This is a genomic window from Pseudonocardia sp. DxW, assembly GCF_058448985.1.
In genome coordinates this window covers 136,157-152,828 of sequence record NZ_JBZFLK010000003.1, presented here as the reverse complement: position 1 = coordinate 152,828, position 16,672 = coordinate 136,157, and the positions used below count along the sequence as shown (strand labels likewise).

The window sequence follows — 16,672 nt, the reverse complement described above, 5'->3', positions numbered from 1 at the left end:
GCCGCCTACCGGCTCACAGCGGCGTCGTCCAGCGCGGCCGCGGTCACCTCGGCCAGCAGGTCGAGGTGCTCGGCGGTCGCGGTGAGCGGCGGCGAGAAGCCGACCGCCGAGCCCATCGGGCGGATCAGCGCCCCGCGCTCGCGGGCCGCGCGGAACACCCGCTGCGGCAGGTCGGGCGCCCCGGCCAGCCGTTCCGGGTCGAGCGCGAGCGCGCCGAGCACCCCGGTGCCGCCGCGGGCGTGGTCGACCAGCGGATGGTCGGCGATCCCCTGCAGCCGCTCCAGCAGCTGAGTCTCCAGCACGTCGGCCCTGGCCAGCAGCCCGTCCCGCTCCAGCAGGGCGATCGTGGCGCTGCCCGCCGCGCACGCCGCGGGATGACCGGCGTAGGTCTGGCCGTGCCGGAACACCCGGCCCGGGACGTCCCAGAACGGGGCCGCGATCCGCTCGGACGCCACGATCCCGCCGAGCGGCTGGTAGCCCGACGTCACGCCCTTCGCGAAGACGGCGATGTCCGGGCGGACCCCGAACCGCTCGACGCCGAACCAGTCGCCGAGCCGGCCGAACCCGCAGATCACCGCGTCGGCGACGAACAGCACCCCGTGCCGGCGGCAGACCTCGGCGGCGGCCGCGACGTAGCCCTCCGGCGGCGGCAGCACGCCGCCCGCACCGATCACCGGTTCGCAGAAGAACGCCGCGACCCGCTCCGGGCCGAGATCGACGATGGCCTTCTCCAGGCCGGCGGCGTCGTCCCAGGGGGTCTGCACGACGTCCGGCACGAACGGCCCGGCCAGCCGGTTACCCGGGATGCCCGCCAGCGAGGTGCCCAGGCCGTGGGTGCCGTGGTAGCTGTGCTCGCGGTGCAGCAGCACCGTGCGCTGCGGTTCCCCGATCGCGCCGAAGTACTCCCTGGCGAGCTTCGCGGCGGTCTCGATCGAGTCGCCGCCGCCGCTGGTGAAGAAGACCTTGCCGCCGTCCAGCGGGGCGCGCTCGGCGATCTCGGCGGCGAGCCGCTCGGCCGGCTCGTTGGTGAAGTCGGTGAACGTGGAGTACGCCTCCAGCCGGCCGAGCTGCTCGGCGATCGCGTCGACGATCTCCCGCCGGCCGTGGCCGACGTTGGCGTACCAGAGGCTCGCGGTGCCGTCGAGGTAGCGCCTGCCTGCGTCGTCGAACACCCAGACGTCCTCGCCGCGGACGATCGTCACCGCGCTGTCGCGGACGGAGTGCATGGCGGCGAACGGATGCCAGAACGCGGACATCGGCGGACCTCCTGGGCGGGACGGGGACTCGCCGTTCGACGCTAGCCCCGATCACCGGCCGCCGGATCCCGGTGGATCCACAACTGTGGACGGCGTGGTTGTGTTATCCACAAGGATGTGGATCTCGACGACCTGCTCGGCCGGGACGGTTTCGGGCTCGTCCCGGTCGTGCCGGGGCGGCGGCGGCCGGTGCTCGGCGCGCACGTCGTCGAGATCGGGCACCCGACGCGCTGGGTGCCGCCGGGCTGGGTGCTGCTCACCACCGGCCTGCGGCTCGGCTCGCCCGCCGACTGCCGGGAGCTGGTCACGGAGCTGGCCGCCGGTGATCTCGCGGCGCTCGGGTTCGGGATCGGGATCGTGCACGACACCGTCCCCGCCGCGCTGGTCGACGAGGCCCGCCGCCGGGAGCTGCCGCTGTTCGCGGTGCCCGAGGCGACGCCGTTCCGGGAGATCGTCCGCGCCGTCGACGCGGCGGTGCTGGATCGCGACCGGGACGTGTTCCGGCGGACCGCGGCGATCACCGACACGCTGACCGGGCTGCTCGACGGGCCGGTCCCGCAGCGGTCGCTGGTGCACGGGCTCGCCCGCGCGCTGCGCTGCGGGGTCGCGCTGCACCGCCCGGACGGGTCGGTGCTCGCCGCCGATCCGGCGTCCGGCCGGGCCGGGGCGGCCGAGCGCTGGACCCGGTTCCGCGGGCTCGCGATCACCGGGCCGCCGGTCGAGGTGGTGGACGCCGACGGGCTGTTCGCCGCCGCCGTCCGGTCGCGCGGCGAGCTGCGCGCCTGGCTGGTGGCGGGGGCGTCGCGCGGATCGGTGCCGGTCCCGCTGATCGTGCGGGCGGTGGCGCTGGTGGCGCGGCTGCTCGGCGGGCTGGCCGCCGCCGCGGACGACGACGCGCTCCGCCGCCGGGCCGACCGGGCCGCCGAGCTGCACCGGCTGGTGGCCGGGGACCCGGCGCCCGGCCCGGACGCCGGGACCCACGGACCGCCCGCCGACCGGCCGCGGACGGTGCTCGTGCTGGCCGCCGGCACGGCACTCGCCGACGCCGAGCGCACGCTGGACGCGCTGCGCGTCCCGTACCTGCTCGGCGAGGTCGACGGCTCGGTGGTGGCCGTCGTGGGGGAGGACGTCCCCGCCCCCGGGCCCCCGGTGGCCGGCGCGGCCGGCGGGCTCCCGGTGGCCGGGTCGGCCGGGGTCGCTGCCGGGGCGCCGCTGGGCCCCGGCCACCGCGACGCCCGGCTCGCCGCCCGGCACGTGGCGCTGACCGGCGGCGGCCCGGTCCGGGCCGGGGACCTCGGCGTCCTCGACCGGATGGTGCTGGAGATCGGCGAGGAGCGCACCGCGGAGCTGGCCCGGCCCCTGCTCGCGCCGCTGGCCCCGCCGCTGGTCGAGACGGTGCGGGTCTGGCTCGCGCACCGCCAGGACGTGCCGGCGACCGCGCGGGCGCTGCACGTGCACCCGAACAGCGTCCGGCACCGGCTGGGCCGGGTGCAGGCGCTGGTCGGGGACCTGCGGGACCCGGCGGTGCTGGCCGGGATCTACCTCGCCCTGCTCACCGGCGGGTGATCGCGGATCGGGAACCGCGACGTACGCGGGACGGCCGGTCGGGTTCCCGATCCGTGATCACCGTGCCGGGTCATCGGCTCCAGTGCGCGACGGCCCGGCGCCGCAGCAGCTCCCGGTACTCGGCCGTGGTGTCCGGGTGCAGCTCGCCGGTGCCCCAGTCGACGATGACGCCGTACCGGCGAACCAGGTCGGCGGTGTCCAGCTCGCCCTCCCGGTAGCGGCGCGCGACGTCGGCGGGATCGGCGTCCAGCCAGCCGTGCCGGGCGGCGCGGATCCGGTCCCGGGCGGCGTCGGTCGCCCCGCTGTCGATCTCGTAGTGGTCGAGCTCGGGATCGACGGCACGGACCACGACGCCGTAGTCGCGCTCGGCACCGGCGAGCGTGACGTAGCCGTCGATCACGTCCTCGACGACCGCCGCCGGATCCCGCTCCAGCGGGTCGCCCAGACCGCCACCACCGGCCGACGGCCGGGTGAACGTGTCACCAGGCTCCACCCGGACCCCGGAGAAGGTGGCACCGAGGAACCGTGGTGAGGCGGAGTCGCGGTTGAGCCACACCCCGTGCGGCACCGACGGGAGCCCACCCTCGATCCCCCAGGTGACGGAGCGGGAGCGGTCGCAGCAGTAGGACATGACCGTCCCCGCACAGTCGGTGAGCGTGCCGCCCTTCTCCAGCCCGCAGCCGCCGCGATGCCGGCCGGGGCCGCCGGAGTCCGGCACGATGCGGTGCTCGGTGATGAGGACGGGCGAGAGCCGCTCCTGGCCCTCGACCGGCTGCACGGCGAGACCCGGCCCGAAGACGGGAGCGGTTGCACTCGGGCCGTCCTTCGACGAGCGCGCACCCCAGCCACCGGCCATCCAGTCGTACCACATGAAGAACGGTCGATCGGCCGTCCGCGCGTCCCGGCCGCCGATCAGCAGGTACTCCAGGTTGAAGGCACAGGCCATCGCCCGCTCCGGCATGACCGACGACCACATCTCGAACAGGCCGTTCATCAGCTTCTCGTAGGGGCCCGAGCAGAACCCCGTCACGGCGTACGGCCAGCCCGCGTTCACCACCGTCCCCTCCGGTCCGATGTCCCCCCGGACGACCCGGTAGAAGCCGGAGTTCAGCGGGACCTCGGGGAAGAAGGTCTTCGTGCCCGCGTAGAGCGCGGAGAAGGTCGTGCCGTAACCCGAGTTCAGGAACGTCGAGACCACCGGGGCACTGCCGTTCAGGTCGTAGTGGACGCCGCCGCTGTCGATCGTCATCCGGATCCGGACCGGGATCAGGCCCTCCCCGGCGCCGGGGTCGGCGTCCAGGTGGTCGACGGTCTCCCAGGTGCCCATCGGCAGCTCGGCGAGCCTGGCCCGCACGAGCCGCTCGACGTAGTCCTGCACGCCGGCCATCGCGGCCACCACGGTGTCCCGGCCGTACCGCTCGACCAGGCGCAGCACCTCCCGCTCGCACACCGAGGTCGCCTCGGCCTGGGCGTTGAGGTCCCCCTCGGCGCTGTAGGGCGAACGGGTGTTGGACACCAGCAGCTGGGCGACGTCGTCGAGCCGGTGGCCGCGGCTCCACACCCGCAGCGGCGGGATCCGCAGGCCCTCGCCGAAGTGTTCGCCCGCGTTGACGTCGAACGAGCCCGGGACCGAGCCGCCGATGTCGGCCCAGTGCCCCTTGTTCTGCGCGTAACCGATGATCTCGTCCCCGACGAAGATCGGCCGGATGAAGCTGACGTCGTTGAAGTGGGTGCCGCCCCGGTACGGGTCGTTCACGGCGAAGACGTCGCCCGGGTGGATGTCGTCGCCGAACTGCTCGAGCACCGCCTTGCACTGGAAGTGCAGCGTGCCGACGTGCACGGCGATGTCGTCGCTGCCCTGCATGACCGTGTTGCCCTGCGCGTCGCACAGGGCGGAGGAGAAGTCGCGGGCGTAGATGACGAACGAGTAGCAGGTCCGCATGATCTGCTCGCTCATCAGATCGACCGCGGTGACGAAGGCGTTCTTGAGGACCTCGAAGGTCACCGGGTCGAGTCCGCCAGGGGTCCGGTCGTTCACGCGCCACCTCCGCCGATCCGGAGTCGGATGTTGAGCCACTCGTCGACCTCGGCCCGGCTGCCCGGTGGGACGAGCGTCGTCGAGTCCAGCTGTTCGACGACCGCGGGGCCGTCGAGGACGTGTCCGGTGCGCAGCGCGTCCCGGTCGTACACGGCGGTGTCCGTCCAGCCCGAACCGGAGAAGTACACCGGCCGCCTGCGGTCCGGTTCCGGTGTGCCGGTCACGGCCGGGTGCGCGGGGAAGGACGGCTTCGGCGTCGTGCCGATCGCGGTGAGGCCGAGCTGGTAGATCTCCACGGGGGTGTCGTCACGGCGGAACGCGTGCTCACGCTCGTGCTGTTCGTGGAACCGCGCGACGGCCTCGGTGAGTGCGCCGTCCGCACGTCCGCAGTCGACCTGCAGCGAGCGCCACTGGCCGAGGTAGCGCATGGACACGGTGCGCTGGAGGACGACGTCGGCGTCGGTGACGCCCTCGGCGTGCATCCTGGCCGTGGCCTCGGACTCCAGCCCGGCGAACGCGTCCTCCAGATCGGCGGCGTCGATCTCGTCGGTGCGGCCGCCGAACATGGCGGACAGGTCGTGCCGGATGTCGACGAGCAGGCAGCCCAGGGCCGAGGTGACACCGGGATTGGGCGGGACGATCACGGTGGGGATGTTCAGCTCGCGGGCGATCTCGGCGCCGTGCAGGCCGCCGGCCCCGCCGAACGCGACGAGGGCGAAGCCGCGCGGGTCGTAGCCGCGCCGGATGGAGATCAGCCGCACCGCGTCGGCCATGTTGGCGTTGGCGACCTCCAGCACCGCCTCGGCGGCGCGGTCCACGTCGAGGCCGAGCGGATCGGCGACGGTGGCTCGCAGCGCCTTCTCGGCGAGATCGGGCCGCAGCTCCTTCGCGCCTCCCGCGAGCGACCGGCCGAGCCTGCCGAGATGCAGGTTCGCATCGGAGTTGGTCGCCAGCTCGCCGCCACCGTCGTAACAGGCGGGCCCGGGGTCGGCACCGGCGGACTGCGGTCCGTTGCGCAGCGACCCGGCGTCGTCGATGTGCGCGATCGAGCCGCCGCCCGCTCCGATCGTCAGCACCTCGATCGACGGGAAGATGATCGGGTAGCCGAACTCGACCGACCATTCCTTCGTCATCCGGAGCGTCCCGCCGTGGATGAGCGACAGGTCGGTGCTCGTGCCGCCCATGTCCAGGCCGATGGCGTCCGGGAACCCGCACTGCAGGGCGACGTGCCGGGCGGCGATCGCTCCTGCGGCGATGCCGCTCGCGGCGAGCCGGACCGGGTAGCGCTCCACCGTGCGTGGAGTCATCGAGCCGCCGCCGGAGTGCAGGAGCAGCAGGTCCTCGGTGTACCCGCCGTCGCGCAGCTCGTCGGCGAGCCGGCCGACGTAGCCGCTGACCAGCGGAGCCAGCACGGCGTTCGCGACCGTCGTGGTGAACCGGTCGTGCTCGAAGATCTCCGGGAGGATCTCGGCGCTGGTCGACACCGCCGCCCCGGGGAGCTCCTCCTCGAGGATCTCCCGCATCCGGATCTCGTGCACCGGATTGGCGTAGGAGTTGACGAAGCACACCGCGACGGTCTGGGCGCCGCGTCGCCGCAGCAGCCGGGCCAGCTCCCGCGCGGCGGGCTCGTCGAGCGGGGTGACGACCCGGCCCGCGTGGTCGACCCGCTCCGGGACCTCGAACCGGTCGCGGCGACGGATGTAGGGCGGTGCGACGTCGGCGTAGGCGTCCCACAGGTCGTCGCGGGTCCCGTCGCGGATCTCGATGACGTCCCGGAACCCGCGGGTGGTGACCATCGCCGCCGGCCGGAAGCTGCGCGTGATCAGCGCGTTGGTCGCGACCGTCGTACCGTGCGAGAACAGCGACACCCGGCGCAGGTCGATCCCGCCGCGGGCGACGCCGTCGAGGACGGCGCGCATCGGATCGTCCGGTGTGGACGGCACCTTGGTGACCCGGACGTCGTGCCCGTCCTCGTCGAAGACACACACGTCGGTGAAGGTCCCCCCGACGTCGATCGCGACCCGTTGTCTGCTCATCGGTCCTCCGTCGCTGCCGCCCGTCCCGTGACAGGTCCCACTCTCGCCGGTGGACTTTCCGGTCGTCACTGTCGGATCTACAGTTGATGTCTTCATCTCTTGTCCAATCGCACGAGGGCGATCCCCATGAGCGGACCGGTCGAGCTGACGTTGCGTCTCCTCGTCGCCGAGCCGAGCCTCGGCCTGGCTCCGCTCGGCGATCCCGACCTCGACGTGCAGGTGCGGGGAGCGCACTCGATCGAGATCGCTGACGCGGCCCGGTGGCTCCGCCCCGGAACCCTGATGCTGACGACCGGTCTGCGGCTGGCGTCCGCCGCTCCGGACGCGGGGGACTGGACCGACCTGGCCGCGGAGCTGGCCGGGGCGCGGATCGCCGCGGTCGGGTTCGGGACCGGCATCGTGTTCGAGCAGGTTCCCTTCGGTCTCCGTCGGGCTGCCGCGCAGCACGGCCTCCCGGTGCTGACCGTCGATCCCGAGGTCCCGTTCACGCGGATCGAGGAGGCCGTCACCCGAGGGGTGATCGAGGGGGAGAGCTACCTGCTGCGGCGGACGGTCTGGCTGCAGGACGACCTGCTCGCGGCGCTGGTCTCCACCGACCCGACGGATGCGCTGATGGAGCGGCTCGCGTCCCTCGCCCGCGGCTCGGCGGCGCTCTTCGACGCGGCGGGCCGGACCGTCGCGTCGAACGGTTCGGCGCCGTTCCGGCTGATCGCGGACGAGCTGGCCCGTGGCGGACGCACCTTCACCGTCGGCCGGTGGGAGGTGCGGCACCGTGCCCTGCGGATCGGGCCGTCCGACTACCACCTGGTGATCGCCTCACGCGAACCCCGTGTGCTCGACGACCTCGGCGACGACCTGCTCCGGACCGCCGGGAGGGTGCTCGCCGCGGCGAGCAGCGTCCGGGTTCTGACCGCGGACCAGGAACGGCTGGAGGCCGGCCGGCTGCTCTCCGCGCTGCTCGCCGGACTGCCATCGTCGCGGGTGAGGCAGACATGGGAGCGGCTGCGCACCTTCGGTTTCCGTCCGGGCGAGCCGTTGCGGATGGTCCGGTGGGACGCCCCCGAGCCGTCGCGGCCCGGATCTCGGTTCGACTCGCTCGGTCCGGCGGAGGAGCCGGCCAGGCTGCTGGTCCGGGCGGACCCTGACCCCACCGGGTCCGGCATCGGTGCCAGTGCGTTGCTCGCCGACGACGAGCCGGGCGCGCGATGGCTGGAGTCCGCTGCCGCGGCGGGCGCGGTCGGTGCAAGCGGTCCGTTCACGGACCTGACCGCCTGTCCGGAGCGGGCGGAGGAGGCCGGCGCCGCCCACCGGCTCGCCGGGCGGGGCGGTCTCGTCCGGCTCGACGAGGTGGGCTACGCGACGTGGCTGTCGGCGACCCGGCACGGGGACCCGCGCGCGGCCGACCGGTTCGAGCATCGGTTCGGTGAGCTGACCCGGGCGCCGGAGCTGCGGGAGACGGTGGTCGCCCATCTGGCGTCCGATCAGGACGTCGGCGCGACCGCCCGGGGTCTGCGGCTGCACCCGAACACCGTCCGGTACCGCCTGCGGAAGGTGGAGTCGCTGCTCGGTGCACGGATCGCCGCCGCGTCCACGATCGCGGATCTCTACCTCGCGTTCCGGGAGGAGATCGAGGAGCTCCGGGCCTCCGGGGCCGGTCAGTCGGTTGCCGACAGGTAGGCCAGCAGCCGCAGCTCGTCGTCGGTCAGCTCCAGGGTCCGCATCGGCAGCAGCTGCGCCAGCTGCTCCGGGGTGCGGGCACTGGCGATCGGCGCGGTGACCGACGGCTGGGCCGCCAGCCAGGCCAGCGCGACGGCCGGGACCGGCACACCGTGCCCGGCGGCGATCTCGTCCAGCCCGGCGAGCACGGCGCGGCCGCGGGAGTCGAGATAGGCGGCGGCGCCCTCGGCGCGCGGACCCTCCGGCACCGAGTCCGGCCGGTACTTCCCGGTGAGGAAGCCCCTGGCCAGCCCGTAGTACGGGTAGACGGCCAGTTTCTCGGACTCCGCCAGCGGCGCCAGCGCGGCCTCGTAGTCGTCGCGCTCCATCAGGTTGTAGAGCGGCTGGACGGCGGTGAAGGCGGTGAGCCCGTCGCGCGCGGAGATCTCCAGCGCCGAGCGCAGCCGGTCGGGGGCGAAGTTCGACGCGCCGATCTCGCGGACGAGGCCCTCGCGGACGAGCGCGTCGAACGCGTCGAGGGTCTCCTCCTGCGCGGTGTCCGGGTCGTCGCGATGTGCGTGGTAGAGGTCGATCCGGTCGGTGCCGAGCCGGCGCAGCGACGCGCGCGCGGCGGCCGCGATGTTCTCCGCGGCGAGCCCGGTGTGCCCGGGCAGCGCGCCGACCTTGGTGGCGATGTGCAGCCGGTCCCGGTTGCCCCGGGCCCGCATCCACTCGCCGAGGATCGTCTCGGACTCGCCGCCGGAGTTGCCGGGATGGCTCCACATGTAGGAGTCGGCGGTGTCGATCATCGTCCCGCCCGCGTCGGCGAACGCGTCGAGTACCGCGAACGACGCGTCCCGGTCCGCCGTCCAGCCGAACACGTTCGCCCCGAGAACCAGGTCAGCCACGGCCGTGGACGCTACCCTCCGGGGCGCGCCGCAGTTCGTGCCCCGGGTGGGTGAAGAACCGGTTGAGCCCCCGTCGCGGTTCTGGCACTCTCGTGAGTAGAGTGCCAATGCGCGCGACGGACACCTGTCGCCCCGGCACCCGCGACGGCGGGGCGGGAGGGCGTACGCGCGCGCTGCTGACACCGGACATACCCGTGACACCGGATTCACCCCAGGAAGGGGAGGTCATCGTCGTGGCGAACATCAAGCCGCTCGAGGACAAGATCGTCGTCCAGGCCAGCGAGGCGGAGACCACCACCGCCTCCGGCATCGTCATCCCGGACACCGCCAAGGAGAAGCCCCAGGAGGGCAAGGTCCTGGCCGTCGGCCCGGGCCGGGTGGACGACAACGGGAACCGCGTCCCGCTCGACGTGGCGGTCGGCGACGTCGTCATCTACTCGAAGTACGGCGGCACCGAGGTCAAGTACAACGGCGAGGAGTACCTGATCCTCTCCGCCCGCGACGTGCTGGCCGTCGTCAACTGACGCCGAGCATCTCGTGAACGCACCGCCCCGGCGGGTCCACTCCGAGGGGTGGTCCGGCCGGGGCGGTCGCATTTCTCCCATGACGAGAGGTTGAGAGAAGAGAAGATGGCGAAGCAGATCAGCTTCGACGAGAACACGCGTCGCGCGCTCGAGCGCGGCGTGAACCAGCTCGCCGACGCGGTGAAGGTGACGCTCGGCCCGCGCGGCCGGCACGTCGTCATCGACAAGAAGTTCGGTGGCCCCACGGTCACCAACGACGGCGTCACGATCGCCCGCGAGATCGACCTCGAGGACCCCTTCGAGAACCTCGGGGCGCAGCTGGCGAAGACCGTCGCCACCAAGACCAACGACGTCGCGGGCGACGGCACCACCACCGCCACCGTGCTGGCCCAGGCGCTGGTGAAGGAGGGCCTGCGCAACGTCGCGGCGGGCGCCGCCCCGTTCGCGCTCGGCCAGGGCATCGCGGCCGCCGCGCAGAAGGTGTCCGACGTCCTGCTCTCCCGGGCGACCCCGGTCGACGCGGGCAGCCACATCGCCCAGGTCGGCGCCATCGCCTCCCGCGAGCAGGAGATCGGCGACCTGATCGCCCAGGCGATCCAGACCGTCGGCAACGACGGCGTCATCACCGTCGAGGAGGGCTCCACGCTCTCGACGGAGCTGGAGATCACCGAGGGCTTGCAGTTCGACAAGGGCTACCTGTCGCCGTACTTCGTCACCGACTCCGAGTCGATGGAGGCGGCGCTCGACGACCCGTACATCCTGCTGCACCGGGACAAGATCAGCTCCATCCAGGACCTGCTCCCGCTGCTGGAGAAGGTGCTCGGCGAGGGCCGGCCGCTGCTGATCATTGCCGAGGACGTCGAGGGCGAGGCGCTGTCCACCCTGGTGGTGAACTCGATCCGCAAGACCGTCAAGGTCGCCGCGGTGAAGTCGCCGTTCTTCGGTGACCGGCGCAAGGCGTTCATGGACGACCTGGCGATCGCCACCGGCGGTCAGGTCATCAACCCCGAGATCGGCCTCAAGCTCAACGAGGCGGGGCTGGAGCTGCTGGGCCGGGCCCGGCGCGTCGTGGTCACCAAGGACAACACCACGATCGTCGAGGGCGGCGGCTCGAAGGACGACGTTGCGGGCCGGGTCGCGCTGCTCAAGCGCGAGATCGAGGAGTCCGACTCCGACTGGGACCGGGAGAAGCTCCAGGAGCGCCTGGCCAAGCTCTCCGGCGGCGTCGCGGTGATCCGCGCCGGCGCGGCCACCGAGACCGCGCTCAAGGAGCGCAAGCACCGCATCGAGGACGCCGTCGCGGCGACCCGGGCGGCGGTCGAGGAGGGCATCGTCCCCGGTGGCGGTTCCGCACTGGTGCACGTCGCCTCGGAGCTCGACGGCGGCCTGGGCCTGACCGGTGACGCCGCGACCGGCGTCGCGATCGTCCGCAAGGCGCTCTCGGCGCCGCTGTACTGGATCGCCGAGAACGGTGGCGACGAGGGCTCGATCGTGGTGTCCCGGGTCGCCGAGAAGGGCTGGGGCACCGGGTACAACTCGGCCAGCCGCAGCTACGGCGACCTGATCGCCGACGGGGTCATCGACCCGGTCAAGGTGGTCCGGTCGGCGGTGGAGAACGCGTCCTCCATCGCGCGGATGGTGCTCACCACCGAGAGCGCCGTGGTGGACAAGCCCGAGGAGGAGCCGCCGGCCGCCGCCGGTGGTCACGGCCACGGGCACGGGCACTGACCCCGGATCCACACAGCACACACGACGAGGGCGGGTGGTCGAATCGACCACCCGCCCTCGTCGGCGTCGGGAACCGGTGTGACGCGCCGGTGTCGCGGCAGGGTGCGACGCTCAGGCGGAGCCCAGCGTCTTCTCGATCGGCTGGGGATCGGCGACCTTGAGGGTACGGCGCGGCCCGCGGATGATCGTGTCGCGCTCGGACTCGGAGAGCCCGCCCCAGATGCCGTACGGCTCGTGGACCTTCAGCGCGTGCTCCCGGCACTGGGCCAGCACCGGGCATTCCTGGCAGACCTGTTTGGCGCGCGCCTCGCGCCGGGCCCGCGCGGGACCGCGCTCGCCCTCGGGATGGAAGAAGAACGCGCTGTCCATCCCCCGGCAGGCTCCCTCCATCTGCCAGTCGTAGATGTCGGCGACCGGGCCGGGAAGCCTCCGGATGTCCGCCATGTTCGTCACCTGCCTTCGACCTCGGACGTGTCGAGGTCCAGATTCCCGGGGTCTGCCGGGCGCAAACCTGATTCGAGGTGAACGATCGTGCACGTCCGGACGTCGGATCCGGGAGCCGTCCCGCCGCCCGGGATCCGGCGCCTGCTCGGCGGCCCGGCGAGCACCGCCGAGACGGCCGCGGCCGGCCGGTCCGGACCGCTGTGGCGCTGGGCCGGCGGGGTCGCGCTCGGCGGGTTCGGCCACTACGCGGGCGCCGCGGCGGTGCTGGAGCCGCTGTCCCGGTCGCCGGCCGCCGGCCCGGCGCTGCGGGCGCACGCCGCGGTCACCCGGGCGTCGCACCTGCGGCAGCTGGGCGGGCACGCCGCCGCCGCGGTGCTCGACGGCGGGGCGCTCCGGGCGCTGTCCGCGATCGCCGCCGCGGGGGACCCGTCCGCCACCGACGTCTGGGGGACCGGGGCCTGCGCCGCGACGGCCGACGCGCTCACCGGGCTCGCCGCGGACGCCCTCGGCCGGTTCGACGCGCGGACCGCCCGGGTGCTGCTCGACCGCGCCGGGCCGTGGTGCGGCGGCCCCGGCCACCGGACCCGGGTGCGCCACGACTGGGTGCTGGCCGAGACCGCGCTGGTCGCGGGGGACCCGGTCGTGGCGCTCGGGGTGGCCGGGCGCGCGCTGGCCGGGGCCCGGCTGCTCGGCTCGCCCCGGCACGTGCTGAAGAGCCGGCTGGTCCGCGCGGTGGCCGGCGGGGTCGCGGGCGAGGACCCGGTCGCGGTGCTCGCCGAGCTGGACGCGGTCGCGGCGGAGGCGGGCGGCTCCGGGCTGCTGCCGCTGCACCGCGCCGCACTGCTCGCCGGCGCCGATCTCGCGGCCCGCACCGGCGCCCGGCCGCCATCCGGACAGCGCGGTGGTCCGTCCGCGGGAGCCGGCCGTGCACGAACCGGACACGCCACGGCCGATCGGGCGACGCCGGACGGCCGGCGTGATCCGGACGCCGGGGGACGACACGCCGGAGCGTCACGATCCGATACGCGTAGTCGCCAAACGGATGCGGAGGGTCGCCGAAGTGCGGTGTTGCGCACGGTGAGCGTCCTATACACGCGAAGTGACGGGCCCGGGCGGGACCTGCTGCGGGAGTAGTGCCCGCAGGCGGGCCCGGAGGATGTACCGTATGGACTACTCCATTCGGCGACCCTTCACCCACATGACGCTGAGCCAGGCGGGGCGAGGTTCCGAACGGAGGCAACAAATTCGCCCCGACCGTGTCAAGGTGAGAGGGTCACCCGCCGATTCGGAGGGTGAATATCACCCGGCTGCAGGAAGCTGCAGGAAGGAATCGTCGTGACGACGGTACTCATCTGCGACGATCGTCGCAGCGTCCGCGAGGGATTGACTCGCGTCATGTCCGCGGTCCCCGGGGTCCAGCGCATCGACTGCGTGGCCCACGGGGACGAACTCCTCGCCCGCTACGCCCGCCAGTCCGTCGACGTCGTCCTGGTCGGGACGCAGCGAGCGGTCCCCACCGGCGTGGAGGCCACCCGGCGTCTCGTCGCGGCCCACCCGCAGGCGAACGTGATCGTGTTCGGCGCCCCGGACGACGCCGGCAGCATCGCCGCCGCCATCGCCGGCGGGGCCCGTGGCTACCTGCGCTGGGACGCCTCGCGTCCCGAGCTGGTCGCCGCGCTCGCGCACACCCTGGCCAGCACCTCGGTGCCGACCCCGCGGGTGCCGACCGACCCGGGTGTCCAGCTCACCGAGCGCGAGCTGCAGGTGCTGCGCGGGATGAGCCAGGGCAAGAGCAACGGTCAGATCGGCCGCGAGCTCTACCTGTCCGAGGACACCGTCAAGACCCACGCGCGCCGGCTGTTCCGCAAGCTGGGCGTCCGGGACCGGGCACAGGCCGTCGCGCACGGCTTCCGCCGCGGCCTGGTCTCCTGACCGGGTTCCACACCCACGTCGTTCCCGCGGAGCGTCCGCCGGTCCCGAGCCGGAACGGCCGCAGCATCCGGTCGGCGCCGCACCACCGGCGCGACCCCCGGATGTGATCTGGTGAGCCGGGCCGACCCCCGCGGTCCGGTGCGGAGTGCGCAGCGCGCACCCCCTCGACGGCCCGTGTCCCGGGCCGCGGCGCCGGTCGTGCTCCCCGCGGCCGGACCCGCACATCCCGTCCCGCCGTCGGCGGCCTGCTCCTCCCGAGCGCGTGCCGTCGCCCCGCGGACGAGCGGTCGCTCCCGCGCCGGGAGTCGTCACCTCGCTGCTCCTGCTTCACTCTCGTCACTCGCGCCTCTGGTGTTACATCGCCCGCGCGAGGACCTTCGGCCCGGACAGCGCTGAGCCGGGCACCACCGGCGCCGGGCGGTCCGGTCCCGGTGTCCGGGCCCTGTCAGTGGCCCTGTCATGGGCCCTGTCATGGGCCCTGTCATCGCCGCGCAGCGCCCGGATCGTCCCCCCGCGGCCCGAACAGACCGTTCGCCGACCGTGCCCGGCTGGTGACCGCGTGCACCCGACACGCCGCGCAACCCGACACTCCGCACGATCGTCTGACTCCGTGTGGAGCAACTCCCGCGGGCGTACTGCGCTCGGATACGGTGGGCGGACTGTGGTCCCCGCCTGTCCTGCGGCGGGTTGCCTCCACGATCGGATGACACTGACGGAGTCTCGTAACGCCTGGGCGGTTCCCCACGATGAGTGAATCAAGAGACGTACCCGACGAGTGGATCGAAGCGGCCATGGCCGGCGATCGCTCCGCGGTCGAGCGCGTTCTCACCATGATTCGGCCCCTCGTCGTGCGCTACTGCCGCGCCCGACTGGGGACCGACCGAGGGTCCGTCTCGGCGGACGACGTCGCCCAGGAGGTGTGTGTTGCAGTGCTGACGGCGTTGCCGGGGTACCGGGTGCAGGGCCGCCCGTTCCTCGCTTTCGTCTACGGCATCGCGTCGCACAAGGTGATCGACGCGCACCGCGCCGCATCCCGGAACCGGTCCGAGCCCGTCGCGGACGTGCCGGACCGGATCGAGATCGCGGACGGTCCGGAGAGCAGGGCCCTTCAGGTCGAACTGTCCGCGGAGATGTCCAGGCTGCTGGAGGTCCTCCCGGAGAAACATCGGGAGATCATCGTGTTGCGGGTGGTCGTGGGGTTGTCCGCGGAGGAGACCGCGGCGGCCGTCGACTCCACACCGGGCGCCGTCCGGGTGGCACAGCACCGGGCGCTTACCCGGCTGCGGAAGATAATGAGTGAGGAGGTGGTCCGGGATGCGTGACGACCAGGGTCCGGTCGGTCCGGGCTCCCCTCCGCCGTCCGGCGACGGCTGGGAGCGACCGCCGGCACCGGTGACCCGGGGCCGCTTCGGCGAGCCCCGCACGGGCCGCCACGGCAGCGGCCCGAACAGCCAGGGCGGACCGAACGGCCCGAGCGGCCGCGGCCCGAACGGGCACGGCTACGTCCATCCGACCGGCCGCAACGGGCATCCCGCCCCGCAGCCGGTCGGCAGGCGGTTCGCCGAGCTCGACGACGAGGGTCCGGTGGACCTGGTCGAGCTGCAGGCCGACGACGAGCTGATCAACGCGCTGTCCTCCGGGCTCGGCGTGTCCGGCCCCGGCCGCCAGGGCTACGACGTCGACGACCGGCTGGTCGCGATGCTGTCGTCCTGGAAGGACGAGGTCGACCGCGAACCGGTCCCCGAGCTCGTCGGCACCGACGAGGCCGTGCAGATGCTGCAGCCGGCGCGGCCGTCGCGGAAGGTCTCCTACCTGCGTCCGCTGGTCGCCGCCGCGGCGGTGGCCGCCTGCGCGCTCGCCGTCGTCTCGATCAGCGCCCACGAGGCGGTGCCGGGCGACACGCTCTGGGGCGTCTCGAAGGTGCTCTACAGCGAGCGCGCCGAGCAGGTGCAGGCCGCGGCCGACCTGCGACAGGGCATCGAGCGGGTCAACGCCAAGCTGGCCGTCGGCGACACCGTCGGCGCGCAGCAGGACCTGGCCTCGCTCGGCCCGCTGGTCGACAAGGTCGGGCCGGACGAGCAGGGCTACTTCGAGCAGCAGAACCGGTTCCTGACCGCCAAGGTCGCCGAGACGCCCCCCGGGACCCCGACCGATCCGCGGTCCCCGCTGCGCGATGGCACCCCGGCCCCGCCGCCGCCCCCGGCGTCGGAGGGCACCCCGGAGGAGCCGCCGCCGGCGCAGCCGCAGCAGCCGTCCCCGCCGCCCGGCTCGACCGGTCCCGGTGGCACCACCGGTGGCGGCGAGGGCAGCCCCGGACCGGCCGACCCGAGCGGCTCGACCGATCCGCGGGTGCTGTCCGGCCCGGGTGGCACCACGTCCGACCCGTCCACCACGACGAACCCGGACCCGTCGCAGACCTCGCCGACCACCGAGGGCTCGGCCGACCCGACGACCACCACGTCGTCGACCCGGCCGACCGCCTCCGGCGAGGGCAGCTCCGACCCGGAAGGGCCGACGTCGTCGACCGCGACCGGGGCGGTCAGCAGCAGCCCCAACTAGCGCCACGCAGGAACGACGAAGGGCG

General features: G+C 73.7%; 13 protein-coding genes. 8 read left to right on the top strand and 5 right to left on the bottom strand.

Annotation, left to right across the window (positions count from 1 at the left end; genetic code table 11):
- Nucleotides 1-5 precede the first annotated feature (5 nt).
- Nucleotides 6-1,256 carry an aminotransferase family protein gene (locus tag ACVJO7_RS05775; protein WP_491672040.1) on the bottom strand — a complete coding sequence of 417 codons (1,251 nt, stop codon included), beginning with the start codon at nucleotides 1,254-1,256 and terminating at the stop codon, nucleotides 6-8.
- A 117-nt stretch (nucleotides 1,257-1,373) separates the two neighbouring features.
- Here ACVJO7_RS05775 and ACVJO7_RS05770 point away from each other — a divergent pair, with 117 nt between their 5' ends.
- Nucleotides 1,374-2,822: a PucR family transcriptional regulator gene (locus ACVJO7_RS05770; RefSeq protein WP_491672039.1), complete on the top strand. Its 1,449-nt coding sequence runs from the start codon at nucleotides 1,374-1,376 to the stop codon at nucleotides 2,820-2,822.
- 70 nt (nucleotides 2,823-2,892) lie between these two features.
- Here the strand turns inward: ACVJO7_RS05770 and ACVJO7_RS05765 are convergent, their stop codons facing one another.
- Both ACVJO7_RS05765 and ACVJO7_RS05760 read right to left on the bottom strand, forming a co-directional pair.
- Nucleotides 2,893-4,860, bottom strand: coding sequence for a hydantoinase B/oxoprolinase family protein (locus ACVJO7_RS05765; RefSeq protein ID WP_491672038.1), 1,968 nt, complete (start codon nucleotides 4,858-4,860; stop codon nucleotides 2,893-2,895).
- On the bottom strand, nucleotides 4,857-6,896 hold the full coding sequence (locus ACVJO7_RS05760) for a hydantoinase/oxoprolinase family protein (protein ID WP_491672037.1): 2,040 nt from the start codon (nucleotides 6,894-6,896) through the stop codon (nucleotides 4,857-4,859). The genes ACVJO7_RS05765 and ACVJO7_RS05760 overlap by 4 nt, the downstream gene beginning before the upstream one ends.
- A gap of 126 nt (nucleotides 6,897-7,022) precedes the next feature.
- Here ACVJO7_RS05760 and ACVJO7_RS05755 point away from each other — a divergent pair, with 126 nt between their 5' ends.
- Nucleotides 7,023-8,573: a PucR family transcriptional regulator gene (locus tag ACVJO7_RS05755; RefSeq protein ID WP_491672036.1), complete on the top strand. Its 1,551-nt coding sequence runs from the start codon at nucleotides 7,023-7,025 to the stop codon at nucleotides 8,571-8,573.
- Here the strand turns inward: ACVJO7_RS05755 and ACVJO7_RS05750 are convergent.
- The gene (locus ACVJO7_RS05750) at nucleotides 8,552-9,460 is read right to left on the bottom strand and encodes an aldo/keto reductase (protein ID WP_491672035.1); all 909 of its coding nucleotides are present in this window, start codon (nucleotides 9,458-9,460) and stop codon (nucleotides 8,552-8,554) included. The genes ACVJO7_RS05755 and ACVJO7_RS05750 overlap by 22 nt on opposite strands.
- A gap of 233 nt (nucleotides 9,461-9,693) precedes the next feature.
- On the opposite strand from ACVJO7_RS05750, the gene groES reads away from it, so the two are divergent.
- Together groES and groL are read left to right on the top strand one after the other, a co-directional pair.
- Nucleotides 9,694-9,984, top strand: coding sequence for a co-chaperone GroES (groES, locus tag ACVJO7_RS05745; RefSeq protein ID WP_010225616.1), 291 nt, complete (start codon nucleotides 9,694-9,696; stop codon nucleotides 9,982-9,984).
- 105 nt (nucleotides 9,985-10,089) lie between these two features.
- Nucleotides 10,090-11,712, top strand: coding sequence for a chaperonin GroEL (gene groL / locus ACVJO7_RS05740; RefSeq protein ID WP_344028986.1), 1,623 nt, complete (start codon nucleotides 10,090-10,092; stop codon nucleotides 11,710-11,712).
- Between the two features lie 111 nt (nucleotides 11,713-11,823).
- Here groL and ACVJO7_RS05735 read toward each other — a convergent pair whose 3' ends face one another.
- Nucleotides 11,824-12,156, bottom strand: a complete 333-nt coding sequence (locus ACVJO7_RS05735; protein WP_344028988.1) for a WhiB family transcriptional regulator — start codon at nucleotides 12,154-12,156, stop codon at nucleotides 11,824-11,826.
- Nucleotides 12,157-12,243: 87 nt separating this feature from the next.
- On the opposite strand from ACVJO7_RS05735, the gene ACVJO7_RS05730 reads away from it, so the two are divergent.
- The 4 genes from ACVJO7_RS05730 (at nucleotide 12,244) to ACVJO7_RS05715 (ending at nucleotide 16,647) form a co-directional block, all read left to right on the top strand.
- Nucleotides 12,244-13,290 (top strand): hypothetical protein, encoded by a 1,047-nt coding sequence (locus ACVJO7_RS05730; RefSeq protein ID WP_491672034.1) that lies wholly within the window; start codon nucleotides 12,244-12,246, stop codon nucleotides 13,288-13,290.
- Between the two features lie 201 nt (nucleotides 13,291-13,491).
- Nucleotides 13,492-14,088, top strand: a complete 597-nt coding sequence (locus ACVJO7_RS05725) for a response regulator transcription factor (RefSeq protein ID WP_010225624.1) — start codon at nucleotides 13,492-13,494, stop codon at nucleotides 14,086-14,088.
- 746 nt (nucleotides 14,089-14,834) lie between these two features.
- The gene (locus ACVJO7_RS05720; protein WP_344028993.1) at nucleotides 14,835-15,410 is read left to right on the top strand and encodes a sigma-70 family RNA polymerase sigma factor; all 576 of its coding nucleotides are present in this window, start codon (nucleotides 14,835-14,837) and stop codon (nucleotides 15,408-15,410) included.
- On the top strand, nucleotides 15,403-16,647 hold the full coding sequence (locus ACVJO7_RS05715; protein WP_491672033.1) for an anti-sigma-D factor RsdA: 1,245 nt from the start codon (nucleotides 15,403-15,405) through the stop codon (nucleotides 16,645-16,647). The genes ACVJO7_RS05720 and ACVJO7_RS05715 overlap by 8 nt, the downstream gene beginning before the upstream one ends.
- Nucleotides 16,648-16,672 lie beyond the last annotated feature (25 nt).

Coding starts and splice junctions, on each gene's coding strand:
- ACVJO7_RS05775 (WP_491672040.1), bottom strand. CDS start 1,256: ATGTCCGCGTTCTGGCATCCGTTCGCCGCCATGCACTCCGTCCGCGAC.
- ACVJO7_RS05760 (WP_491672037.1), bottom strand. CDS start 6,896: ATGAGCAGACAACGGGTCGCGATCGACGTCGGGGGGACCTTCACCGAC.
- ACVJO7_RS05755 (WP_491672036.1), top strand. CDS start 7,023: ATGAGCGGACCGGTCGAGCTGACGTTGCGTCTCCTCGTCGCCGAGCCG.
- groL (WP_344028986.1), top strand. CDS start 10,090: ATGGCGAAGCAGATCAGCTTCGACGAGAACACGCGTCGCGCGCTCGAG.
- ACVJO7_RS05735 (WP_344028988.1), bottom strand. CDS start 12,156: ATGGCGGACATCCGGAGGCTTCCCGGCCCGGTCGCCGACATCTACGAC.
- ACVJO7_RS05720 (WP_344028993.1), top strand. CDS start 14,835: ATGAGTGAATCAAGAGACGTACCCGACGAGTGGATCGAAGCGGCCATG.
- ACVJO7_RS05715 (WP_491672033.1), top strand. CDS start 15,403: ATGCGTGACGACCAGGGTCCGGTCGGTCCGGGCTCCCCTCCGCCGTCC.